The organism is Bradyrhizobium sp. (assembly GCF_035273305.1).
Classification (GTDB): domain Bacteria; phylum Pseudomonadota; class Alphaproteobacteria; order Rhizobiales; family Xanthobacteraceae; genus Bradyrhizobium.
In genome coordinates this window covers 14468-37751 of sequence record NZ_DATEPI010000043.1, presented here as the reverse complement: position 1 = coordinate 37751, position 23284 = coordinate 14468, and the positions used below count along the sequence as shown (strand labels likewise).

At 61.5% G+C, this 23284-nt stretch carries 19 protein-coding genes; 7 read left to right on the top strand and 12 right to left on the bottom strand.

Annotation, left to right across the window (positions count from 1 at the left end; genetic code table 11):
- Positions 1-8: 8 nt before the first annotated feature.
- Positions 9-1208, bottom strand: a complete 1200-nt coding sequence (locus tag VJV58_RS03020) for a molybdopterin-dependent oxidoreductase (RefSeq protein ID WP_324135855.1) — start codon at positions 1206-1208, stop codon at positions 9-11.
- A 118-nt stretch (positions 1209-1326) separates the two neighbouring features.
- Entirely contained in the window at positions 1327-3081 is a 1755-nt protein-coding gene (locus tag VJV58_RS03015; RefSeq protein WP_324135854.1) for an adenylate/guanylate cyclase domain-containing protein, read from the bottom strand.
- A gap of 216 nt (positions 3082-3297) precedes the next feature.
- On the opposite strand from VJV58_RS03015, the gene VJV58_RS03010 reads away from it, so the two are divergent.
- Positions 3298-4842, top strand: coding sequence for a glycosyltransferase family 39 protein (locus tag VJV58_RS03010; RefSeq protein ID WP_324135866.1), 1545 nt, complete (start codon positions 3298-3300; stop codon positions 4840-4842).
- Positions 4843-4845: 3 nt separating this feature from the next.
- On the opposite strand, the gene VJV58_RS03005 is transcribed toward VJV58_RS03010, so the two are convergent.
- Both VJV58_RS03005 and VJV58_RS03000 read right to left on the bottom strand, forming a co-directional pair.
- Entirely contained in the window at positions 4846-5877 is a 1032-nt protein-coding gene (locus VJV58_RS03005) for a TIGR01620 family protein (protein WP_324135852.1), read from the bottom strand.
- Complete coding sequence (locus tag VJV58_RS03000) at positions 5874-7343, bottom strand: YcjX family protein (RefSeq protein WP_324135851.1); 1470 nt, start codon at positions 7341-7343, stop codon at positions 5874-5876. Before VJV58_RS03000 ends, VJV58_RS03005 begins: the two co-directional genes overlap by 4 nt.
- A gap of 165 nt (positions 7344-7508) precedes the next feature.
- Here VJV58_RS03000 and trhA point away from each other — a divergent pair, with 165 nt between their 5' ends.
- Together trhA and VJV58_RS02990 are read left to right on the top strand one after the other, a co-directional pair.
- Positions 7509-8204, top strand: a complete 696-nt coding sequence (gene trhA, locus VJV58_RS02995) for a PAQR family membrane homeostasis protein TrhA (protein ID WP_324135850.1) — start codon at positions 7509-7511, stop codon at positions 8202-8204.
- 27 nt (positions 8205-8231) lie between these two features.
- The gene (locus tag VJV58_RS02990; RefSeq protein ID WP_324135848.1) at positions 8232-9026 is read left to right on the top strand and encodes an SDR family oxidoreductase; all 795 of its coding nucleotides are present in this window, start codon (positions 8232-8234) and stop codon (positions 9024-9026) included.
- A gap of 34 nt (positions 9027-9060) precedes the next feature.
- Here the strand turns inward: VJV58_RS02990 and mdlC are convergent, their stop codons facing one another.
- The 6 genes from mdlC to VJV58_RS02960 all read right to left on the bottom strand — a co-directional run bounded on the left by mdlC (position 9061) and on the right by VJV58_RS02960 (position 16588).
- A complete protein-coding gene (mdlC, locus tag VJV58_RS02985; protein WP_324135847.1) occupies positions 9061-10689 on the bottom strand; it encodes a benzoylformate decarboxylase in 1629 nt (542 codons plus the stop codon).
- Between the two features lie 44 nt (positions 10690-10733).
- Positions 10734-11588 carry an FAS1-like dehydratase domain-containing protein gene (locus VJV58_RS02980; RefSeq protein WP_324135846.1) on the bottom strand — a complete coding sequence of 285 codons (855 nt, stop codon included), beginning with the start codon at positions 11586-11588 and terminating at the stop codon, positions 10734-10736.
- Positions 11585-12715 carry a CaiB/BaiF CoA-transferase family protein gene (locus tag VJV58_RS02975; protein ID WP_324135845.1) on the bottom strand — a complete coding sequence of 377 codons (1131 nt, stop codon included), beginning with the start codon at positions 12713-12715 and terminating at the stop codon, positions 11585-11587. The genes VJV58_RS02980 and VJV58_RS02975 overlap by 4 nt, the downstream gene beginning before the upstream one ends.
- Positions 12716-12724: 9 nt before the next feature.
- Complete coding sequence (locus tag VJV58_RS02970) at positions 12725-13891, bottom strand: acyl-CoA dehydrogenase family protein (RefSeq protein WP_324135844.1); 1167 nt, start codon at positions 13889-13891, stop codon at positions 12725-12727.
- 114 nt (positions 13892-14005) lie between these two features.
- Positions 14006-15280 carry a cytochrome P450 gene (locus tag VJV58_RS02965; RefSeq protein WP_324135843.1) on the bottom strand — a complete coding sequence of 425 codons (1275 nt, stop codon included), beginning with the start codon at positions 15278-15280 and terminating at the stop codon, positions 14006-14008.
- A gap of 36 nt (positions 15281-15316) precedes the next feature.
- Entirely contained in the window at positions 15317-16588 is a 1272-nt protein-coding gene (locus VJV58_RS02960) for a cytochrome P450 (protein ID WP_324135842.1), read from the bottom strand.
- A 240-nt stretch (positions 16589-16828) separates the two neighbouring features.
- On the opposite strand from VJV58_RS02960, the gene VJV58_RS02955 reads away from it, so the two are divergent.
- The gene (locus VJV58_RS02955; RefSeq protein ID WP_324135841.1) at positions 16829-18001 is read left to right on the top strand and encodes an isovaleryl-CoA dehydrogenase; all 1173 of its coding nucleotides are present in this window, start codon (positions 16829-16831) and stop codon (positions 17999-18001) included.
- Between the two features lie 55 nt (positions 18002-18056).
- On the opposite strand, the gene VJV58_RS02950 is transcribed toward VJV58_RS02955, so the two are convergent.
- A complete protein-coding gene (locus tag VJV58_RS02950; protein WP_324135840.1) occupies positions 18057-18872 on the bottom strand; it encodes a DUF2927 domain-containing protein in 816 nt (271 codons plus the stop codon).
- Between the two features lie 76 nt (positions 18873-18948).
- The gene (locus tag VJV58_RS02945) at positions 18949-19518 is read right to left on the bottom strand and encodes a L,D-transpeptidase (protein WP_324135839.1); all 570 of its coding nucleotides are present in this window, start codon (positions 19516-19518) and stop codon (positions 18949-18951) included.
- A gap of 221 nt (positions 19519-19739) precedes the next feature.
- Here VJV58_RS02945 and VJV58_RS02940 point away from each other — a divergent pair, with 221 nt between their 5' ends.
- From VJV58_RS02940 to VJV58_RS02930, 3 genes are read left to right on the top strand one after another with little or no spacing between them, the layout of a single operon-like run.
- Entirely contained in the window at positions 19740-21284 is a 1545-nt protein-coding gene (locus VJV58_RS02940; protein ID WP_324135838.1) for an acetolactate synthase large subunit, read from the top strand.
- A gap of 45 nt (positions 21285-21329) precedes the next feature.
- Positions 21330-21836 carry a hypothetical protein gene (locus VJV58_RS02935; RefSeq protein WP_324135837.1) on the top strand — a complete coding sequence of 169 codons (507 nt, stop codon included), beginning with the start codon at positions 21330-21332 and terminating at the stop codon, positions 21834-21836.
- 23 nt (positions 21837-21859) lie between these two features.
- Entirely contained in the window at positions 21860-23209 is a 1350-nt protein-coding gene (locus VJV58_RS02930) for a M20/M25/M40 family metallo-hydrolase (RefSeq protein WP_324135836.1), read from the top strand.
- The last annotated feature ends 75 nt before the right edge of the window (positions 23210-23284 follow it).

Below are 23284 nucleotides of genomic sequence, written 5' to 3'. Positions count from 1 at the left end.
TGTTCTCCTCACGCCGCGGTGACGCGAACGGTTTCGATGACATTGCGCAAGTAGCCCGCCGGATTCCACTTTGGCTCGCTCGGCTGGCTGTCGCCAACATTGTTGGTGGCGCGAACCTTGATCTCGTGGGAGCCCGCCGCAAGCTTCACCGGAAGGTGCCATTCGCGGAATGAATATTTGCCGAGATCCTTGCCGAGTTTTGCCGGCGTCCAGTTCTTGCCGCCGTCGGTCGACACCGCGACCTCCTTGATGCCCTTGCCGCCGTCAAAGGCAATGCCTTTCAGCGTCGTTGCGCCGGCTTTGAGCCTGGCGCCATCGGTCACATTGGTAATGAATGAGCGCACCGTGAACCGGTTGATCGGGATCGTCGCCTTTGGCGCGGTGCCGGGATCGACGCATCCACACGGCGTGTCCGGAATCCGATAGGCGGTCTTCATCCAGAAACCATCAAACACGTTATCGATCACGGTGATTTCGTTGAGGTGCTTGACCCAGTAGGTACCGTAGTAACCCGGCACGACCAGGCGCAGAGGAAAGCCGTTGAGAACAGGCAGATCCTGGTCGTTCATGCCGTAGGCCAGCATCACCTCCCCATCTCTGGCATGGTCGATGTCGAGCGCTTTGACGAAGTCCGGCGTCTTGTCGCTCACCGGTCCGTCCATCCCGTTCAGCGTGATCTGCTTTGCACCTTGCTGTATGCCAGCTTTGTCGAGCACGGTTTTCAGCGGCACGCCGCGCCAGCGCGCGTTACCCATCGCGCCGTTACCCAGCTGCCCGCCGGCGACGCGCGGATCGAAGAAGCCGCGGCTGTTGCCCGAGCATTGATTGACCGCGATCAGCTCGACCGCAGGCATTTTTTTCAGCTCTTTCAGTGACAGCTTGAGCGGATGGTCGACCTTGCCCTTGATCTCCAGCGTGAATTTATCCGGATCGATATCGACCGGTATCTGGGCCAAATGGTAGCGGACGAAGAAAGCATTGTTCGGCGTAATCGGGCCTTCGTTAAAGACCGAAAATGGTGTCTCGAGTTGTGGCGGCCGACTGGTCACCCCAATCATCGGACGCTTCTGAGGATATTTCACCAGTGGTCGCTCGCCATTGCCGATCGGCAGTGTGACCGTTTGTGTTGCTAACACCTTCGACGAGCCGAAACCGGTCGCGAGCGCTGTCATTGCGGCGCCCTTCATCATCTCTCGTCTGTCGAGCATGGCGCTTCCTCCGAAGCTTTGAATACTTCCGGGTCTCCGCCCGTATCGTCAAACGATCTTTCCGCATCGGCGTGGGGCAAGTCAATTCATAGTTGGAAGGAGAACGTCGCGCCGGCCGTCAAGCCGCGGCGGCTTCCAGATCATCAACCAGGGCTGACAGGACTTTCGCGCTCTCGACAGCGCCCACGGTGATCGGCTCGACGCGTCCGCGAATGCTGACTTGCTGCTGCGGCAACGCGCCGGCCGCAAGCCCCGCCGTGGCGCGGACCTCGTCCGATATGATCGCTTCGCATCCGAGGCTCTTCGTCATGTCCTGCAGCCGTGCCGCGACATTGACGGCATCGCCGAGCGCGGTGAACACGATGTGGTCGCGGTATCCGATGTCGCCGATGATCACTTCTCCGCCATGGATACCGATGCCGAAGCGTATCGGTTCGCGCAGATCGTGGCTCAACAATCGATTTAGTTCATCAACATTGTCGGCGATAATGGCGGCGGCCCGGAGTGCTTGCCGGCATGCGGTTTGCGGGCCGCTCGACAATCCGAACAGCGCCAGTTGCCCGTCTCCGACAAACTGGTTGGGCTGGCCGCCGCATGCAATCACGGCCTGCGAGACCGCCCCGAGGAAGCGGTTGACGATGAAAACGGTATCGAACGGCAATTGGATTTCGGCGAGTTTTGTCGAGCCTCGCATATCGATGAACATGCTGACCAGATATCGCTCCTGGCCGATGCGGTGCGGCTGCGAGCCTCGCGCAGTCGTGGACATGTGCGGCATGAAGAGCTGAAAGAACGACAGGTCGGTTTCGGGCCTGAGCTGACAAGCGAGGCGGATCGACGGATCGGTGGCGCCGACGCGGTTGAGCACGAACGCCTCGCGCTGCGATGGCGGGGGAAGCGAGCTGGTATCGCCGATCACGCGAATGCGGCAGGTGGAGCAGCGCGCGCGCCCCCCGCAGATGCTGGCGTGCGGCACGTTATTCCGCAGGCTCGCCTCGAGAACGCTGAGGCCCTTCGGCACGCGAACCGTCCTGCCATTGCCGTACGACAGATTGATCATGCCGCCGCGGCGCTCGGCGATGGCGCGCGCGCCCCGTCCGACCAGCACCAATCCGATCAGGCCGAGATAGAAGATCAGGAAATAGTTGACGACGCTTTCCAGCACTTCTTGTTCGGCAACGGTACCGACCTGGCGTTGGGAAAGATTGTCGGCCCGCCATTCGTCGCTCTCGCTGTCGGCCACGACGTTTCGTCCGGCCTGATAAAGACCCAGCATCGCCAATGTCGGCACCAAGACAGCCGCCGCGAGCAAAAACGGCGCCGCGCGCTTGTAGAATGCTTTCATCCGCAGCCAGAAATAAAGCCCGATGCAGCCATGTATCCATGCGATCAGCAGGAGCGCATACATCTGCAAGATCTTGTAAGGCCATGTCACCCAGTACGCGTAGAGCACCTGCGGGTAGTGCCTTTCCTGTCCGAACAGGGCCGGCCCGAGCCGCACGCCGATGATGTGGGCGATGATGAGCGCCGGGATACTCAGGCCGAGCACAAGCTGCAGGGGCTCGATTGCCTTCCAGCGAAATTGCCGCCGCTCATAAAACGCCCATATGCCGAGTCCGGCATGCACCAGCGCCGCCGCATAGAACACGATGGCAACAGGCAGAAATTGCCAGAACAGGATGTGATAGTACAAACCCGTGGCAAGCGCGTCTGCGGAGATATTGCCGAGCGCGTGGTTGAGAAAATGGCTGACCAGGTAGGTGAACAACACCGCGCCGCAGGTCAGCCGAACCTGCCGGATGCTGATGCCTCGGATCATTCTCATGATCTGCTGCTGGGAGAGTTGGGCCATGTGCTCCAATTGAAGGCTCATCGATAAATAGATCGCGATGATAAAGTTTTATTCCCGCTGTGACCACCAGACCCTTGTCCTCGGACTCACGCGCAATCTCCTTTGCCGATCCGTTGACACCTCCTGAGGAGTCGGGGAGAAAGCGTCGTGACCATCGCCGCCCCCGATAAAGCGCATGCCGGAACGGACAGTCCGGCGCTTCGGAAACTGCTCGCGCCGGCCATGCTGATCGCGGCGATGACCGCGATGCGCCTGGTTTACGCAGGGGTGACCGATCTGCGCACCGACGAGGCCTACTACTGGACCTGGTCCAAGGAGAACGTGCTTTCGTTCCTCGATCATCCGCCGATGATTGCCTGGTTCATCCGGTTCGGTACGGCCATTTTTGGTGACACCAATCTGGGCGTCCGGTTCGCCGGCATTCTCGCGATGCTGGTCACGCAGTTGCTGCTCGCCGATATCGTCCGGCGCGTGACGCATGATACACGCGCGATCGTGCTCGCCGTGCTGATGCCGGAAGCCGCGCTGTATTACGGATTGCTGATGGCCAAGGTCTCGCCCGATACTGCGCTGATTCCGTTTGCGGTTGCGATGATGTGGGCGCTGGTTCGGCTGGCGGAAAGCGGGAACTCGCGCTGGTGGCTGGCGGCCGGCGCGTTCGCCGGGCTAGCGCTGCTATCGAAGTTCACCGCGCTGATGCTGGTGCCGGCGGTCGCCGCATTCATGCTGGTCCCGAAATGGAGAACGCGTTGGATCGCCAGCCCGTATCCGTGGGCGGCCGCGCTGATCGCCATACTGTTGTTCACGCCGGTTCTGATCTGGAATGCCGAACATGACTGGGCCTCGTTCCGCTTTCAGCTTGTGCGCGCGACCGCGAACCACGAATGGTCATGGCGCACGCTTGGGGATTTCATCGGCATTCAATTTGGACTGGTCGGGTTTATCCTGTTGCCGGTGGTCTTGTCGGGAGTGAGCTTGAGTGCGTGGCTCGGCTACCGCCGGCGGGATGCGGTGGGCATTCTGCTCTCGACCGCCGTGATTGTCCCCTTTGCATACTTCTTCTGGAAATCGTTGACGCTGCGGGTCGGCGACACCTGGCCGATGTTCATATGGCCCGCGGGATTTGCGGCAACCGCCATCAGCATTGTGATGCTGCCCCGGGAAGGCATCCCCGCCTGGATGATCAACTCGACAATCGGGTGGGCCAAGACGGCGATCGCATCCGGCATCATCTTTGTCGTTCTGGTTTTTAGTTATTATGTCGGCACGCCCTGGAATTTCATTGGCAGGATGGACCCAGTCGGCGCAGAGGCGGGCTATGCGCATCTTGGAGATCGCACGGAGGCCGAACTGCAAAAGGTCGGCGCGACCTGGGTAGCCACGACCGACTACCGGACGTATTCCATGCTGCGCTGGTACTTCAAGGGGCGTGTCCCGGTGCTCCAGATCAACGAGCGCGGCCGGTTCATGGGATTTGGCGATCCTGGCATGAACTCGATACGCGGACGCGTCGGCCTCTATGTCGGGCGTCAACCTGATGACAAGAGCGCTCTATGGGCATCGACGACCGCGGTCCGGGAGCCGCTTGAAAGTGTCGAGCGGAGCTGGCGCGGAACGGTGATGGATACTTACGCGCTGGAAAAGCTGACAGGGTGGACCCCGGAGCTTTCGCCGCCGGCGGATTCGCCGTTTTATCGGTGGCGCGTGTTGGCCGGCGATCTCGAGCCGCAATCGCGGATTGCGGAATTGGCGAACACTCTCCACCTCGCCCAGAACAACTAGCGTTCACTCGTCCGCGTCGCGCTTGCGCAGCAGCTCTTTTGCAAGATCGGCCAGCGCTGGCCGAGGCAAGGCGGTGAATGGCAGCGGACGGGTTACCTCGATTGCGGCCAGCCCGAGCCGAGCGGTCAAGAGGCCGTTGAGCACGCCTTCGCCGAGCCGCTGCGATAGTTTTGCAGCGATGCCATGGCCGAGCATCTGCTGGATCAGGCTGTCGCTTGCCGCCATTCCGCCGGTGATCGCGAGGTGAGCGATGACATGACGCATCAGCCTGATCATGCCGAGCGCGCCGGGCCGTCCACCGTATAGCCGCGCCAACTGACGGATCAGCCGCAGCGCGGCCGCGAAAACGAATAATACATCGACGAGAGCGCGCGGACTGATTGCGGTAACGATCGACACCCGTTGAGCGGCCGTCGAGATCAAATACCGCGCCTCCTGATCCAGCGGCGCCATCAATTCGCGTTCGGCCAGGCGGATCATATCGGCGCCATCGATGATATCGTCGGCATGGCCCTGCAACGCGGCGCGGGCCCGTGCCAGATGCGGGTTGCGGCGCGCGAGTTTGACGAGTTCCTGCACGATGCTGCGGCTTTCGACGCGGTCGTCACTTGCAAGCACCGCGGTTGCGCGCAGGTGAAGGTTTTCGATCGCCGCCAGCCGCGCCAACCCGAAGGCCTCGCGCACCACAACGGCGATCAAAGCGACCGCTGCCGTCAAGGCAAGCGCCACGCCGAGTGCACCGAGGCCTTCGCTGCGCGCATACAGGTCTTCGATCAAGCGGGCAGCGCCCAGGCCAACGCCCAGCAGCACCAGTCCCGCAATGGCGGCCCAGAACAAGGCGCCCCAGGAAAAGCGGCGACGCGCCGGCACGGCAGGCCCTTCGAGCGGCACGGGCAGCATCGCTGGATCGGCTTCAGGGGTGACGTGCACGGTGCCACGGAGGGGACGGCTTGCATCCTCCGGGTCCATCACGACCACGCTGGGATCGTCCAGCTTGAAGGTTGCGGGACGTCGATGACGAGAGCGCTCGCTCATTGCAGTCTGTCTCCGATCAGGAACTGGAGCGCCCGGTCGAGGCGGATGTGAGGCAGAGCTGGCGCCTCCGTGCCGACGCTCTCGAGCTGCGGCGGCCGAAAACGAAGAAAGCGAAAATCGGTCGTTTCAGCCGTGGCGCTTGCAAGACCCCTGAATGCATCCGCACCGGTGAAAAGCTGTTGGGGATCTGCGGGGAGATCGCCAGGAAAGGTCGCGACCTCGGTGGCGCCGTCGAACGCTTCCCCGTTCACGATCTCGCCTGGGGCAGGCGTGCCGAGGATCGACGGCAACTTGTCGCGCCCGCGCTGCACCTGCGCTTCTCGCGTGGCGCGCACTGCGGCCAGCGCAACGACATCGATCTCAGCGCCGGTATCGGCGGCGCGTGTAACCGCCTTCGCAACCGTGCGCCGCAGCACCGCCTCAAGCCGGTCATGACTGGAATGATGCAGGTGATCGGCCTTGGTCGCAGCGAACAAAATCCGATCTATTCGTGGGCGGAACAGGCTCGAGAGCAGCGTGCTGCGGCCTATTCTGAAGGATTCCAGAATTCCCTCCAGCGCCGCCTCGAGGTCCACAAGCGCCTCCGGTCCGGAGTTGAACGCCGAGAGTGCATCCACCAGAACCACCTGGCGATCCAGTCGCGCGAAATGATCGCGGAAGAACGGGCGCACCACCACGTCCTTGTAGGCCTCGTAACGCCTCTCCATCATTGCCCACAGCGATCCGTCCGGCGCAACGCCTTCGTTCGGCAGGTCCAGCGGCGTGAATGTCAGCGCCGGAGAGCCGGCCAGGTTGCCGGGCATCAGGAAGCGCCCCGGCGGAAGCAGGCTCATGGCGAAGCGTTCGTCTCGGCAAGCGCGCAAATAGTCGGTGAATAGCCTTGCGCCTGCCAGCGCGGCCTGTTCGTTCTCGCGCGCCAAAGCATTCAGCGTCGCTAGCTGCGCATGCCACTGCATGGCCAGCCGCGCCCGCGGGCGCTCGCGCGATAGCGCGAGGCTCTCGCGGGACCATTGCTCGTATGATTTGTTCAGCAGCGGCAGATCGAGCAGCCATTCGCCCGGATAATCGACGATGTCGAGCGTGAGCGTCCGGTCCGCGCCATTTTGGCGCTGATATTCGATGACAAGTCGCAGTTCGCTGATGTCGACCGTCGAATTCGGCCATTGGCGCTCGGAGATGAGACTGTGAAGATGGTTCTCGTAGTCGAACCGCGGCACCGCGTCGTCCGGCTGCGGCTCGAGTCGCGCCCGCGCAATTCGCCCGGTGGCAAACGGCTCGAAAACCGGGAAGCGCCCGCCACGGGTAAGCCCGTGGATCAGCGCGGTTATAAAGACGGTCTTGCCGGACCGGGACAGTCCGGTCACCCCGAGCCGGACCGCCGGACTGAAGATATGCTCGCCAAAATCCAGCAGCGCCCGTGCCGATAGCCGCGCTTCTTCGACGATATCGGAAAAACGGGAGGCCATTCGGAAGGGAAGAACTCGGCTGAAAACCCCTGGCGGGCTATCGGATAGGTGGCGATTGCCAGGCCAAAAACAAGTTTCATACTTAGGACGCGATTGCCCTCTTAATCTCATTGAGCTCCAATAAGCCTGACCTGTGGCTCGCGCCAGGAATTTGCCGGAACGGCCATGACCATCTTCAGACTGAAGCAACTCGCCTCGACCTCCGTGCAAGCCGCCGCCGGCGCCGTTCGGTGGAATTACGATCGGGCCGAACTGATTGCCGATGGGATTGTGCACGGGATTGGCGTGTTCGGCGGGCTGATCGCGGCTACGGTGCTCATCGTGTTGACCGCGATCTATGCCACGCCGCTCGAACTCGGCGTCGTTTCGATTTATGTCGCGGGATTGCTGGCCATGTTGGTGCTGTCGGCAATCTACAATCTATGGCCGGTGTCTCCCGTCAAATGGGTGCTGCGCCGCTTCGATCATTCCTCGATCTATGGGCTGATTGCGGCGACCTATACGCCTTTCATTGCCCAGATGAAGGACAGCATTTCCGCGGTCGCGCTGCTGATCGGGGTGTGGTGCGTGGCCGCCATTGGCATCCTGCTCAAGCTGCTTTTTCCGGGCCGTTTCGACCGGGTGGCTGTCGCTCTCTATCTGCTGATGGGCTGGAGCGGCTTTGCGGTGTACGACGCCGGTATGACATCGCTGCCGACATTGACGGTCTGGTTTATTGTCGCGGGCGGCCTGCTCTATAGCTTCGGCGTGATCTTTCACGCCTGGCATCGCTTGCGTTTCCAGAACGCGATCTGGCATTGTTTCGTGCTGCTGGGCGCGGCCTGCCACTACACGGCCGTGATGGACCTGGTTCTGGCCTGACAAACTCCAAATAGCTGAAGGCGCGCGATGCAGGTGACGGGCAAAGTCGTGGTGGTCACCGGTGGCGCCAATGGCATCGGGCGGGCGCTGTGCGAAGCTTTTCATCGCGCTGGCGCTGCCAAGGTCCTCGTGGCCGATCTCGACCTGGCAGGCGCCAAAGCCGTTGCGGCCTCGGTCGATGGCGCGGCGTTCAGATGCGATGTGGCGCAGGAACAAGACATCGTTCACGTCATCGATGAAACCGAGCGGCAGTTCGGTCCGATCGCGCTGTTCTGCTCCAACGCCGGGATCGGCGGCGGCTTTGATCCGCTATCGGAGAATGCCGGCGGCATTTCCGACGAGCCCTTTGCGCGAAGCTGGGCGATCCATGTCATGGCGCACGTTTACGCCGCGCGGCACTTGATCCCGCGCATGAAGGTGCGCGGCGGAGGTTATTTCCTCAACACGATTTCGGCGGCCGGATTGCTCTCGCAAGTCGGAAGCCCCGCCTATTCGACCACGAAACATGCGGCGGTCGGATTTGCGGAGAATTTGGCGATCTCGCACAAGGCGCATGGGATCAAGGTTTCCATCCTGTGCCCGCAAGGCGTCGATACGAATATGCTGCGCTCGATCCCGAAGGGCCCTCAATCCGGTGACGGCGATCTAACTCCCGAGCAGGTGGCGAACGATGCGCTCGCCGGTATCGAGCAGGAGACATTCCTGATCCTGCCGCATCCACAGGTGCTGGGCTACATGCGCAAGAAAACCGAGAACTATGATCGCTGGATCGCGGGCATGGCGAAGATTCAGGCCAGGATGCGCGAAGCATATGGGGAGTAGGTGGAAGCCCCGTCGCTACCGACAGGCATAACCATCAACTCTTGCGCGCGTACAGCAGCGGCACCGCGTTATCGACCATCACTTCGACCAGACTCACGCCGTCATGGACGAGGCCCCGCTTGAGCGCGGCGGACAGTTCCGAGGATCGGCTGACGCGTACGGCGTCGCAACCGAGGCCTTCCGCAATCTTTACAAAATCGATATCCGGCAGATCGAGTCCGGGCACGTTGCGCACCTGCATCACCTGGCTGAATGAGCGCATCGCGCCGTAGCCGGCGTTGTTGATCACGATCACCGTCAGCGGCAGCTTGCGCTGGGCAGCGGTCCACAGCGCTTGAATCGAATACATCGCGGAGCCGTCGCCGATCAGGCACACCGTGCGGATGTTGGGTCTGCCGAGCGCGACTCCGACCGAGGCGGGCAGGCCGTATCCGAGGCCGCCGCTCGCCATCGTGTAGAAACTGTCCTGACCGCGCATCGGCATGAATTTTTGCATGGTCGGGCGGTGCGACGGGGCTTCCTCAACTAGCGCCGCGTCGGCAGGCATGGCCGACGCGAGCGTGTCCAGCAGGAATTCCGCCGGAATCGGATCTGTGGCGCTCGGCGCGGGTGGCGCTTTGCGGGGTGCCGGCATCGCGCGGCTGGTTTCCCGGGGCAACAGCTCCACTAGCATGCTCAACGCCGGCTTGATGGTCGAGATGATGCTATTGCCCCGCGGCATCAGCGCGGCCGCGTCCGGATCGTCAGTGATCTGAAAGATCACGGTCGCGCCATCGAAGATTGGTGCGTCGCCTTCGACGTGGAAGGTAAACGCCGGCGCGCCGATCACGACGACGAGGTCATGAGGATAAAGCGCGTCCGAGAGCTGTCCGGGCGAAGCATGCAGGAAACCCGCGAACAGCGGATGACGCTCCGGGAAACTGCAGCGTGACGAAAACGGGCTGACCCAGACTGCGGCTCGCGCCTTTTCCGCAACCTGCACCATCAGATCGACGGCTTGTGCGCGATCGACGCCCGGACCGACGACAAGCGCAGGCTGCTTACTTGAGCCGAGCGCCGCGGCGAGCGCCTTCATTGCGTTGGCATCCGGTGCAAGCTCGCGGCTGAGGTGGCGCGGCTCTATCGTCCGGGTTTGACGCGTCCAGTCATCGATCGGCACCGAGACGAATGTCGGGCCGCAGGGCGGTTGCATCGCAACGTAATAGGCGCGCGCGATCGCCGCCGGGACATCTTCGGCCCGCGCCGGCTCAACCGAAAACTTGACATAGGGACGTGGAAATTCCGAGGCCCGCTCGGCATAGAGGAATGGCTGCAGCGGAAGGATGCTGCGCGCCTGCTGGCCGGCGGTAATCACCAGCGGCGTCTGGTTGCGGTGCGCGGTGTAAACGTTGCCGAGCGCGTTGCCGAGACCGGCCGCGGAATGCAGATTGACCAAGCCGGCATTGCGCGTTGCCTGCGCATAACCATCGGCCATGCCGACAACAGAGGCTTCCTGCAGGCCAAGCACGTACTCGATATCGTCGGGCCAGTCGCTGAGAAACGGCAGTTCCGTCGAGCCGGGGTTGCCGAACACTTTGCGAATTCCGAAGCCACGCAGCAGTTCGAGCGTCGCCTGCTTGACGCTGACCGGCTTTGTGTTTGCTTTCGATCCTTCACGCGCCAAGGCAAGTTACTCCCGGACCGAATCTCGATTGAGCAAGCTTAAACTCACCACGTGGCAGTGCCCTTCATGGTCGGCTGACCCGCCGAGTTTGCGGTCCACAGCTCCATGCCGGCGCCGGCTTCGTTGGCGTTGACGCTGAACTCACTGCCTTCAAACAGCGGCTGCACCCCACGATAAACAAACTTTTTCGGCGCGGTCCCGCCATGCAGCTTGGCCGCGAATTCCACCAGGAACGCCGCCTGCATTGGTCCGTGAAAGATCAAGCCGGGATAGCCCTCGACCTTGGTGACATAATCGCGATCGTAGTGAATGCGGTGCCCGTTGAAGGTCAGCGCCGAATAGCGAAAAAGCAGCACGGGATCGGCCATGTGGGTCTCGCGGTGCTTTGCAACGGGTAAGGGCGGGGGCGGCTTCGCCGGCGCCGAAGGCTGCGCGCTGGAGATGTCCCGGTAGACGATGTCCTGCCGCTCGCGGATTGCTGCTCCACGCGACGTCGCGATCAAATGATCGACCGAAACGAAACACAGCATCCCGGTGCTGCCGGTTTTCATCGTCACATCAGCGATGCGCGAGGTCCGAGTCACCTCATCGCCTACGCGCAGCGCCTCGAATATCTCCAACTCGCCGCCGGCCCACATTCGGCGCGGCAACGGCACCGGCGGCAGGAAGCCGCCGCGGGTGGGATGCCCGTCCGGCCCCAGCTCCGACATCGGATAAACCTGCGGGGCCAGGCACCAATGCACCGTGAACGGTGCGGCATCGCCCCGCTTCGGCTCGCCGATATCCATGAACAACGTGGCGCGCAGTCCCTTCACCAGTTGCGCGGTGACGATATCGGAGGCTTGGGCGCTGCGACCGATCCACTCGCGCAAATGATCCAGATCGGGCTCTTCAGTCATGACGATTTGATCCGGGCACGAGAGGATCTGACGGCACTGATGCATTCGCCGATGGCCGGGACGCCGCGATAATGGCGCGGCGTGTCGATGAAGATGGCCGCCGGCGCCGGATAGCTCACCGGCCCCGCCGGGGTTTCGACCTCGATGCGACGCAAGTGCGGATGCACCGCCAACTCAGCCATCGAGTTGACCTCGGCAAAGGCGATATCTGCAGCTGACAGGCGCTTCAGCAGTTCGTCGCGCGTCATGGTGGCAAAGATCCGCCCGACGGCTTCATCGGTAAGCGCGCGATGGCGAACGCGCTCCACCATCGTCGAAAACCTGGGATCGTTGGGCAGGTCAGGCCGTCCCAGAACATCCGAGCAAAGCTTCTTCCACTCGCGTTCGCTCTGGATCGAAATCAGGATGTCCTTTCCGTCGCCGGAGCGAAACACGCCGTAGGGCGCGATCGATGGATGGGCAAGGCCCATCCGTTGCGGCGGGTTGCCGGCTTGAGCGTTGAGCAGCGGCACCGACAGCCAATCGGCCATCACGTCGAACATTGAAATCCGGATGTCGGCGCCTGCGCCATCGCGGGAGCGCGCGATCAACGCCTCGAGGATGGCGGCATGCGCGGTTGCGCCGGTCGCAATGTCGACGATCGAGACACCGACCCGCGCCGGCCCGTCCGGTCCGCCGGTGATGGAGGCAAGCCCGCTTTCCGCCTGGATCAGGAGGTCGTAGGCCTTGCGGTGCGCATACGGGCCATCGTCGCCGTAGCCGGAGATGGTGCAGCAGATCAGCTTGGGGTAGTCCTTGCGCAGGCGCTCCAGCGTGAAGCCGAGCTTGTCCATCGACCCGGGCTTGAGGTTCTGGATCAAGACGTCGGCGCCGGCGATCAGGTCTTCGAGATCGGCGCGGCCCTCGCTGGTGGCAAGGTCGATCACCACGGAATCCTTGCCGCGGTTGAGCCAGACAAAATAGCTGCTTTGTCCGTTTGCCGCCGCGTCGTAGCCGCGTGCAAAGTCGCCTTCCGGCCGCTCCACCTTGATGACGTGGGCGCCGGCGTCGGCCAGCCGCGAGCTGCAGAACGGCGCGGCAACTGCCTGTTCGACGGCAATGACGGTCAGTCCTTCAAGCGGCAGCATCTGTTGTCCTCAGTAGGAGCGGGGCATGCCGAGCACGTGCTCGGCGAGGTAGGACAAGACGAGGTTGGTGGAAATCGGCGCCACCTGATAGAGGCGAGTCTCGCGGAATTTGCGCTCGATATCGTATTCCTCGGCAAACCCGAAACCGCCATGGGTCTGCACGCATGCGTTCGCGGCTTCCCAGGACGCATCAGCCGCGAGCATCTTGGCCATGTTGGCCTCGGCGCCGCAATCGATGCCGGCTTCATATTTGCGCGTGGCTTCCTTGACCATCAGTTCGGCGGCACGCATCGCTGCATAGGACTTGGCGATCGGGAACTGAATGCCCTGGTTCTGGCCGATGGGACGGCCGAATACCGCGCGCTCCTTAGCATAAGTGGAAGCCTTGCCGATGAACCATTTGGCATCGCCGATGCATTCGGCGGCGATCAGGATGCGCTCGGCGTTCATGCCGGAGAGGATATAGCGGAAGCCCTTGCCTTCCTCGCCGATCAGGTTTTCGGCCGGGACACGCAGGTCAGTGAAGAACACCTCGGTGGTCGAATGGTTCATCATGGTGCGGATCGGGCTGATCGAGAGCCCGTGATCCTTGGCTTCCTTCATGTCGACGATGAACACCGACAGGCCATCGGTGCGCTTCCTCGATTTCTCTTTGGGTGTGGTGCGCGCCAACAGGAGCATCAGGTCGGAATATTCGGCGCGGCTGGTCCAGATCTTCTGGCCGTTGACGATGTAGCTGTGGTTGCCTTCACGCCTGGCAAAGGTCTTCAGCGATGAGGTATCGGTGCCGCTGGTCGGTTCGGTGACGCCGAACGCCTGCAGCCGCAATTCGCCGCTCGCGATCTTCGGCAGCCATTTGGCTTTTTGCTCGTCGCTGCCGTGCCGCAGCAGCATGCCCATCGTGTACATCTGGGCGTGGCAGCCGCCGCCGTTGCAGCCGGCGCGCTGGATTTCCTCGAGGATCGCGGCCGCCGCCGACAGTTTGAGGCCGGCGCCGCCGTATTCTTCGGGGATCAGCACGGAGAGATAGCCGGCCTGCGTCAGCGCGTCGACAAACGCCTGCGGATAGGCCATTTCGCGGTCCAGCTTACGCCAATATTCGCCGGGGAATTGCGCGCACAGCTTGGCAACGGCATCGCGAATATCGGCGTAGTCTTCTTGTTCTGTTGCGGTCATCGTAGCTCGGGAAAGACATCGAGGGAGCGCGCGGCCGCGGCCGCCGTAAAGCCTTTGGGAGTGGCTTCGGCGAGGCGCGGCAAATTCAAGCTTCTGTTCAAGGATTTGTTCAATTCACGAGGGAATGCGTACTGGCAGCGACTCGATACCGCGCACGAAGCTGGAATAGACCCGCTTCGGCTCGCCTACCACCTCGATGCGCTCGAACCGTTTCAGCATCTCCTGCCAGACGATTTTCAATTGCAGTTCAGCGAGCCGCATGCCAACGCAGCGGTGGATGCCGAATCCGAACGACAGGTGCGTGCGGGGCCGGGCACGATCGATGATGAACTCGTTGGGATTGTCGATGCCTTCCTCATCGCGATTACCGCTGACGTACCACATCACTATCCGGTCGCCTTTCCGGATTTTCTTGTCACCGATCTGGGTATCGACCAGCGCGGTGCGGCGCATGTGGGCGAGCGGGGTTTGCCAGCGAATGACCTCCGGCACCATCGAGTCGATCAGTCCGGGGTTGTCCCGCAGCTTTTGATACTGCTCGGGATATTCGTTCAGCGCCAGCACCGAACCGCTCATGGTGTTGCGCGTGGTATCATTGCCGCCGACGATCAGCAGGATGATGTTGCCCATCAGGTTGTCGGCGTCCATGTGACGCGTGGCGTCATTGTGCGCCATCATCGAGATTAGATCGTTTCGCGGCTCCGCATTGACGCGCTCGTTCCAGAGTCTCGAAAAGTACGCGGCGCACTCGTCCATCTCGGCGCGGCGCTGTTCCGCCGATTCCACAATCCCGCTTTTCGGCAGCGCGGTCGACACATCCGACCATCGGGTCAGCTTGCGGCGTTCCTCGAAAGGAAAGTCGAACAAGGTTGCGAGCATCTGGGTGGTCAGTTCGATCGATACCCGATCGACGAAATTGAAGGTCTCGTCGCGAGGCAGGGCGTCCAGCACCCTGCCGGTGCGCTCGCGGATCAGGATCGCAAGTTCGTCCAGATGCGTCGGGGTGAACATCGGCGACACGGTCTTGCGCTGGGCGGAGTGCCGTGGCTGATCCATCGCGATGAAGCTCGGCCAATCGTAGCCCGGGGGCACGTCGCGGATCGAGATACCTCCAAGGGAGACGTCGGACGAGAAGACGCCGTGATTAGTGTCGACCTGCATGATGTCGTGGTATCGCGTCACCGACCAGTACGGTTCGATCGGCGCATTCGTACAGTAGTGCACCGGCTCTTCCTTGCGCAGTCGCTCGAACCAGGGCCACAGCGTGTCATCCTGGAACAGCCGGGGCGCCCCGGGATGGAAGTCCTTTAGCGGCGTGGAATAGGCTTCTTCACGCGCCAGGCGTTGAAGTTCTGCTTTATCGGGTCGGACGGGTGTCTGAATGTTCATCGGCGATCGATCCCAATATCCTCATCAGAAGCATGATCACCCGGCGATCCGGACTGGCAGGGTCTCATAGCCTTTCACAAAGCTCGAATACACCCGCTTAGGCTCGTCGACCAACTCAATCTTGCCGAAGCGCTTCAGGATCTCTTCCCAGATGATCTTCAACTGAAGCTCAGCGAGCCTGAGCCCGACGCAACGATGAATGCCGAACCCGAACGAAATATGGGTGCGCGGGCGCGCCCGGTCGATGATGAATTCGTAAGGACGATCGATCACCTCTTCATCGCGGTTGCCCGAGACGTACCACATCACGACCTTGTCGCCCTTCTTGATCTGCTTGCCGCGGAACTCGATGTCTTCAAGCGCGGTCCGCCGCATATGTGCCAGCGGCGTCTGCCAGCGGATCACTTCCGGCACGAAACTGTCGATCAATTCGGGATTTTCCCGCAACTTGCGATACTGGTCCGGATTCTTGTTCAAAGCATAGATGCTGCCCGACAATGTGTTGCGCGTGGTGTCGTTGCCGCCGACGATCAGCAAGATCAAATTGCCGAGGAAGTTCTTCGGGTCCATGTCGCGCGTCGCCTCACTGTGCGCCATCATCGACAATAAATCGTGCTTTGGCGGCTGAGCGATACGCTCTTTCCAGAGCTCGGAGAAATATGCCGCGCATTCGAGCAGTTCAATCTGCCGCGCTTCTTCGGTCGGCACCAGACCCGCCGGTCCCGGGATCGTCGTTGCGATGTCGGACCAGCGCGTCAGCTTGCGACGATCCTCCCAGGGGAAGTCGAACAGCACCGCCAGCATCTGGGTGGTCAGCTCGACCGACACCTGGTCGACCCAATCGAACACATCGTTCTTCGGCAAGTTGTCGAGGCATTCAGCCGATCGTTTGCGAATGTTGATAGCGAGCTGGTCGAGATGGGTCGGCGTGAACATCGGCGCCACCGTCTTGCGCTGAGCACTGTGGCGCGGCTGATCCATGGCGATGAAGCTCTCGCGGCGAAGGTCGGGCGCGACGTCGCGAATGGTGATGCCCCCGAGGGAGGAGGCCGACGAGAACACCGCGTGATTGGTCTCGATGTCCATGATGTCGTTGTATTTGGTCACCGACCAGTACGGCCCGAACATGCTTTCTTTGCAATAATGGACTGGCGCTTCCTTGCGCAGCCGGTCGAAATACGGCCAGAAGGAATCGGTACGAAACAATTCGGGATCGCCCGGATTGAACTGTTCGAGCGGAGTGGAATAGGCGAGGCCTTTGGCGGCGTCCTGCCTGGTCTCTTCAGCCGGATCGATAGTGCCGTGCATCGGGCAATTCCCTGTTCGCCCAGCCACGGTTGTTCGCTGGGGCCTGATTTTGAGCGAATTACAGCCCGTTGCGTGCGCCAGAGCAAGCGGGAGTTTCGCCTTCTGCGGCAATGGCGCGCTAGCCGCCTGGTATACGGCGGAAGCCTCTTCTCAGCATGTGCCGGGCGTGACAAGCTAATTCCGAAATCAACGGTTTAGCCGCACAAAGCATCGCTATATTTCTTCAGAGGCCGCCCGACTATGATCCCCAACGCGCATCGGATGTTCAACTTCGATCTCGGCGAAACCGCGGATGCCATTCGCGAAACCGTGCATGATTTTGCAAGTCATGAGATCGCGCCCCGCGCAGACGAAATCGACAAGAGCAACCAGTTTCCGAGAGATCTCTGGCCGAAAATCGGCGCGCTTGGATTGCACGGCATCACCGTTGAGGAGGAGTATGGCGGCTCGGGACTCGGTTATCTCGAGCATTGCATTGCGGTCGAGGAAATCTCGCGCGCGTCCGCAGCCGTTGGCTTGTCTTACGGTGCGCATTCGAACCTCTGCGTCAACCAGCTCCGTCGCAATGGCAATGAGGCGCAGAAACGAAAATACCTGCCCAAGCTGATTTCGGGCGAGCATGTCGGCGCGCTGGCGATGTCCGAACCCGGCGCGGGTTCCGACGTGGTATCGATGACGACCCGTGCCGAGAAAAAGGGCGATCGATACATCCTCAACGGAAGCAAGATGTGGATCACCAATGGGCCAATCGCCGAGACGCTGGTGGTCTATGCCAAAACCGACCCGGCCGCCGGGCCGCGCGGCATCACCGCGTTCATCATCGAAAAAGGCATGAAGGGATTTTCAACCGCGCAGAAGCTCGACAAGCTCGGCATGCGTGGATCCGACACCGGCGAACTGGTGTTCGACAATTGCGAAGTGCCGGACGAAAACGTGCTGGGTGATGTCGGCCACGGCGTCAACGTGCTGATGTCCGGGCTCGATTACGAGCGCTCGGTGCTTGCGGCGGGTCCGCTCGGTATCATGCAGGCCTGTCTCGACGTGGTGATGCCTTACGTGCATGAGCGCAAGCAGTTTGGTCAACCGATCGGGAACTTTCAGCTCGTGCAGGGCAAGATCGCGGACATGTACACCACGATGAACGCTTCTCGCGCCTACGTCTACGCAGTGGCGAAGGCCTGCGATCGCGGCGAGACCACGCGCGAGGATGCGGCTGGCGCCATCCTCTACGCTTCCGAGAAGGCAACCCAATGCAGCCTCGATGCCATCCAGTTGCTTGGCGGAAACGGCTACATCAACGATTACCCGACCGGCCGGCTACTTCGCGACGCCAAGCTCTATGAAATCGGCGCCGGCACCAGCGAAATCCGGCGCATGCTGATCGGGCGCGAGCTGTTCGAAAAATCGGCATAAAGACCGATTACATAAACACCGATTAGAAGGCGATCTGCACTGACGCCGCACGCGCTCATTCAGCGAGGCGATTGACCTTTCTCACCCAGGCACGAACGTCGGCAAGCACGTCGGGCAGCAATGATTTTACCTCCGCGACCGTCATGCCTGGCTTGATGCGCGGATCGTACAACACGTTCAGGATGTATTGATCGTAAACATCGAAGTACCCCATCGACACGTTGTCGTTGAACATGGTCCAGGGCACGGTCGCTGTATCGTTGATCGGTCCGAGCGATTGCAGCAGTTCCTCATAGGCGCAATCGAGAAAGGTGAAGTCGCCGGTGTCCACGGTGAGGATGACATCGGAGTGCTCGATTTCGTACCTGTCGTTCTTGCGGAATCCTGAAAGGCATTGCGGATCAAGCGAGCTTCTGATCTCGCGGGCTTTTGCGCTGCCAAAGAAAGCCGTGATGGTGGGATTGAGATCGCGGTCCCGCACCAGTTTCACCACCACGTTCGCGCTTTCACTGTTCTCGGCTAAGGCGATGTCGAGATGCTGAACGCGTTCACCGATGTCGGCTATCACCTTTGCAACCTGCGCCTTCCTCTGCTCGCCGTTGCCGTCAACGAACACCCGCACCGGTCCGTCATATTTCCTGATGCGGTCGACACGTCCGGCCATATGATATTCGGCGCCGAATGCCGTCTTGAAAAATCCTTCTGCTATCTCGACGTCCGTGAAAGTCTTTTTCTCAACGCGCTGTCGCGAAGCGATGGCGGGAATTTCGGCGGAAGCGGTCGGCGGGGCGTACGTCTGGTCGAACGCGACTACCGTCAGAAGGATCGCTGACCTCAGGTATGGATGCGAAGATCGGCCGATGGCGATCATTGCCGGAGGCTGCCGGAATCAGTCCGCGCATGCAAGGCTCGACGGCCAAGCCTTGCAAGTTCCTGCTCCGTGCTGATCAGTTCTTCACGATCACCGTGGCGCCCACCGAGACACGGTCATAGAGATCCTCGACGTCCTCATTGGTCATGCGGAAGCAGCCTGATGACACGGCCTGGCCAATGGTCTCCGGCTCGTTCGAACCATGGATACGATACAAACTCGATCCGAGGTACATCGCGCGCGCGCCGAGCGGGTTATCGATCCCGCCCGCCATGTGGCGCGGCAGATCGGGCCGCCGTGCCAACATTTGCGACGGTGGCGTCCAGCTCGGCCACACCTTTTTGGCCGAGATGCGATGGACCCCGCTCCACCGAAAGCCGTCCCGGCCCACACCGATCCCATAGCGGAGCGCCCGACCATTGCCGAGCACCAGATAGAGCCGCCGCTCGGCGGTATCGATGAAGATCGTGCCCGCGGCGTAATTCCCGGCAAAACTCACGGTCTGCCGAGGGATTGGGCTGGACCTGCCGATGCTGAAGTTGGGGCCGCCACCCATGATCTCGCGTATATCGAAGCTTTCGGCCTGCGCGTGGCCGGCGCACATCATCATCGCTGCGGCAAACAGCAAAGCATATGACCGGATCATCTCGTCCTCGTCAGAAACACCACTATGGCTTCAAAACAGGCCATAACTCGCGCGAATTCGCAAGGCGCGGTGGTGCGAGCTCTGCGATTTTCAAATGCCGCGGTTAAAAAACGCATGACGGGAACCGGTGATGGCAGCAATGCCCGTCAGCCCTTTGACGAAACGCGCCAGTAATGATTGATCTTCAACGAACCAAACGAGAAACGATGGGGAGCAGACTCATGAATGGTGCGGAAAGCCTGGTGCGGACACTTGTGGCCGGCGGCGTTGACGTCTGCTTCGCCAATCCAGGCACCTCGGAGATGCATTTTGTCGCCGCGCTGGACCGGGTCGAAGGCATGCGCTGCGTACTCGGGCTGTTCGAGGGCGTGGTCACGGGTGCCGCCGATGGCTATTTTCGCATGAAGGGCACGCCGGCTTCGACGCTGCTGCATTTGGGTCCGGGGCTGGCCAACGGGCTCGCCAACCTGCACAACGCGAAAAAGGCAAATTCCGGCATCGTCAACATCGTTGGCCAGCATGCGGTTTATCACATTGGCTTCAACGCGCCGCTGACGTCCGACATCGAGGGGCTGGCGCGGCCGATGTCGGCGTGGGTACGGACTTCGCCGGATGCGAAGTCGATTGCCAGGGATGGCGCCGCCGCGATCGCCGCTGCTAAAAGCTCGCCCCCGCAAATCGCGACCCTGATCCTGCCGGCCGACACCGCCTGGAACGAAGCCGACGGTGTCGCGCAGGTACCCGCGGAGTCGCAGCGCGCCAGCTACTCGTCGCAGGCGGTCGAAAACGCCGCCAAGGTGCTGCGCGGCGGGTCAGAGACGCTGCTCCTGCTCACCGGAAGCGCGCTGACCGAGCATGGGCTGGCGTTGGCAGCGCAGATCGCGGGCAAGACCGGCTGCAAGGTGATGGGCCAGACCTATAACCCGCGCATGGCACGCGGGCGCGGACGATTTTCGATCGACCGCATTCCCTACGTGATCGAACAGGCGCTGCCGATTTTGAAAGATTTCCGCCACATCGTCCTCGTCGAGGCCAACGATCCAGTAGCGTTCTTCGCTTATCCCAACAAGCCGAGCATGCTCAAGCCTGAGGGCTGCGAGGTCCACCGCATGACCTCCGGCGGGGAAAATTCGGTCGCGGCATTGGAAGCGCTGGCCTCGATCCTTGGCGCCAAACCGACCGACGCCAAGCCGCAACCGATGGTGCAATTGGCAAACCCGACGGGCGCGCTCACCCATGCCTCCATCGCGCAGGCGATCGCAATGGCGATCCCGGAAAATGCCATCGTGGTCGATGAGTCCATCACCACGGGCCGTGGCTTCTTCCCGCCAACGGCAGCCGCCGCGCCGCACGACTGGCTGCAAAACATGGGTGGCTCGATCGGTTTCTCGACTCCTGTCGCGACGGGGGCGGCGGTGGCATGCCCGGATCGAAAGGTGATCTGCATGGTCGGAGATGGCAGCGCGATGTACACGCTGCAATCGCTATGGACCCAGGCCCGCGAAGGCCTCAATGTCACGACGATCGTGTTCGCCAACCGAATCTATCAGATCCTGCGCGGCGAATTCGATGGGGTTGGCGCCGGCGAGCCAGGGCAGCGGGCCCAGGATATGCTCAAGCTCGACCGACCGACCCTCGACTTTGTCGCGCTCGCCAAGGGAATGGGTGTTCCCGGCCGCGCGGTGACCACGGCCGACGAACTGGTCAACGCGTTGGCGGAAGCCATCCCGGATCGGGGACCGCGGTTGATCGAAGTGCGGATGTGAAGGTCGCCTCGCTCGCCGCAATGAGGAAACGTCGTCGGAGCCGCAATGCAGGCCGAGCTGGACAAGGTCGTAACGGCGCTTACCGAGCTCTATGGTAGCGAGAGCTGGTTGTTTGAACACGATCTCGGCGAGCGCACGCTTACGCATCGGTTGGCGGTTCATCTCGAGAAGCAGTTTTCGGACTGGAAAGTCGATTGCGATTACGACCGGCTGGGCGAGCGCACCTTGCGGCTGCCGCGTGGCTCGATTGTCTCGACCGATGATCATCTCGCAAAATCGATCTATCCCGACATCGTGGTGCACCAGCGCGAGATCCCGAGGAATCTGCTTGCGATCGAGGTGCGGAAGGCGAGTAATCATCAGTCGCCGGAACACGATCAGCACAAGCTGCGCGCGATGACGGACCCGCATCTGTGGTTCGCTTACGGAATCGGAATATATCTCGTGCTGGACAAGAAAAGCGTCGTCGCCGAGGTCTATGTCGGCGGCGTGATGGATGGATCGATTTCGGCCTGGCTCGCAGGCAGGTTGAAACAGGCGGGACTGGGATAGAAATGAGCTTGGGAGGGTTGCGAATGACAATCAGGCCTACAGGAGCACTTGCGGGCGCTTTCGCGTTGACTGCTGCGTTGTTGGGGGCTGGGTTCATCATCGGGCGAGCGGATGCCCAGACGCCTTCCGTCGCGCCCGAGATCGATGCCGCCTATCAGGCCATCCTCGGCAACCCAAAGATCATCAAGACGCTCGACGATATCAAATCGGATGATGATACGGCGCTAGCCGAGCAAAAGCGCATCACCGAGATCCCGGCGCCGCCATATAAGGAGAAAGTCAGGTCCGAATATTTCCTGAAGCGCATGCAGGAGCTCGGCTTCAAGGACGCTTCCATCGATTCAGAAGGCAACGTGATCGCCTTGCGCAAGGGCAGCGGCGGCGGCAGGCCGAAGCTGGTGGTTTCGGCGCATCTTGATACCGTGTTTCCCGAAGGCACCGATGTTAGCGTCAAGGAGAAAGACGGCGTCATCCTCGCGCCCGGTATTGGCGATGATGCGCGCGGTCTCGCCGCGCTGCTTTCGCTCATCAAGTGCATCAACGCCAATGAGGTCGCCACGGTTGGCGATGTGATGTTTGTCGGCACCGTCGGCGAGGAGGAGCTCGGCAATCTCCGGGGCGTCAAGGCGCTGTTCCGCGACCACCCCGATATCGACGGCTTCATATCGATCGACGGACTTGGCATCACCCGGGTCGTCAACCAGGCCACAGGAAGCCATCGCTACGAGATGACTTTCAAGGGCCCTGGCGGTCACAGCTTCCAGGAATTTGGACTGCCGAGCGCGATCCATGCGATGGGCCGCGCGATCGCGAAGATCGCCGATCTGCAGACGCCATCCGATCCGAAGACAACCTTTACGGTCGGCACTGTCAAGGGAGGTACCTCGGTGAACGCCATCGCCAGCGAAGCCAGGATGGCTGTCGATATGCGCTCCGACTCGACGCAGGAACTGCTCAAATTGGAAGCGCGCCTGCTCGATCTGGTCAAGCAGGCGGTGGTGGAAGAGAATGGACGCTGGAATTCCGACAAGATGACGGTTGAGATAAAGCTGATTGGTGATCGGCCCGCTGGCATCGTCGCGATGGATTCGCCGATCGTGCAGGCCACCCAGCGTGCCGTCACGGTCATCACGCGGACGCCGCGCGTCACCTTTGCCGGCTCAAGCACAGATTCCAACCTAGCGATGTCGCTGGGTATCCCCGCGGTCACGATCGGCGGCGGCGGCGAGGGCGGCAACTGGCATTCGCGCAACGAATGGTACAAACCGGTCGACGCTTACTACGGCCCGCAAAACGCGTTGCTGACGATGCTGGTGCTGACCGGACTCGATGGCGTGAGCAAGCCGGCATTGGCGGTGCGGCAGCGGAAGTAGGGCGCGTCCATTGCGTGCGCTCGTTTGCATTGGCGCGCGTTAGGGCAGATTTAAATTCAGCCATGCGCTTCGTAT

Bases quoted from the DNA above. Each gene is read 5' to 3' on its own strand.
- VJV58_RS03020 (WP_324135855.1), bottom strand. From the start codon at position 1,208: ATGCTCGACAGACGAGAGATGATGAAGGGCGCCGCAATGACAGCGCTC.
- VJV58_RS03015 (WP_324135854.1), bottom strand. From the start codon at position 3,081: ATGAGCCTTCAATTGGAGCACATGGCCCAACTCTCCCAGCAGCAGATC.
- VJV58_RS03010 (WP_324135866.1), top strand. From the start codon at position 3,298: ATGACCGCGATGCGCCTGGTTTACGCAGGGGTGACCGATCTGCGCACC.
- VJV58_RS03005 (WP_324135852.1), bottom strand. From the start codon at position 5,877: ATGAGCGAGCGCTCTCGTCATCGACGTCCCGCAACCTTCAAGCTGGAC.
- VJV58_RS03000 (WP_324135851.1), bottom strand. From the start codon at position 7,343: ATGGCCTCCCGTTTTTCCGATATCGTCGAAGAAGCGCGGCTATCGGCA.
- trhA (WP_324135850.1), top strand. From the start codon at position 7,509: ATGACCATCTTCAGACTGAAGCAACTCGCCTCGACCTCCGTGCAAGCC.
- VJV58_RS02990 (WP_324135848.1), top strand. From the start codon at position 8,232: ATGCAGGTGACGGGCAAAGTCGTGGTGGTCACCGGTGGCGCCAATGGC.
- VJV58_RS02980 (WP_324135846.1), bottom strand. From the start codon at position 11,588: ATGACTGAAGAGCCCGATCTGGATCATTTGCGCGAGTGGATCGGTCGC.
- VJV58_RS02975 (WP_324135845.1), bottom strand. From the start codon at position 12,715: ATGCTGCCGCTTGAAGGACTGACCGTCATTGCCGTCGAACAGGCAGTT.
- VJV58_RS02970 (WP_324135844.1), bottom strand. From the start codon at position 13,891: ATGACCGCAACAGAACAAGAAGACTACGCCGATATTCGCGATGCCGTT.
- VJV58_RS02965 (WP_324135843.1), bottom strand. From the start codon at position 15,280: ATGAACATTCAGACACCCGTCCGACCCGATAAAGCAGAACTTCAACGC.
- VJV58_RS02960 (WP_324135842.1), bottom strand. From the start codon at position 16,588: ATGCACGGCACTATCGATCCGGCTGAAGAGACCAGGCAGGACGCCGCC.
- VJV58_RS02955 (WP_324135841.1), top strand. From the start codon at position 16,829: ATGATCCCCAACGCGCATCGGATGTTCAACTTCGATCTCGGCGAAACC.
- VJV58_RS02950 (WP_324135840.1), bottom strand. From the start codon at position 18,872: ATGATCGCCATCGGCCGATCTTCGCATCCATACCTGAGGTCAGCGATC.
- VJV58_RS02945 (WP_324135839.1), bottom strand. From the start codon at position 19,518: ATGATCCGGTCATATGCTTTGCTGTTTGCCGCAGCGATGATGATGTGC.
- VJV58_RS02940 (WP_324135838.1), top strand. From the start codon at position 19,740: ATGAATGGTGCGGAAAGCCTGGTGCGGACACTTGTGGCCGGCGGCGTT.
- VJV58_RS02935 (WP_324135837.1), top strand. From the start codon at position 21,330: ATGCAGGCCGAGCTGGACAAGGTCGTAACGGCGCTTACCGAGCTCTAT.
- VJV58_RS02930 (WP_324135836.1), top strand. From the start codon at position 21,860: ATGACAATCAGGCCTACAGGAGCACTTGCGGGCGCTTTCGCGTTGACT.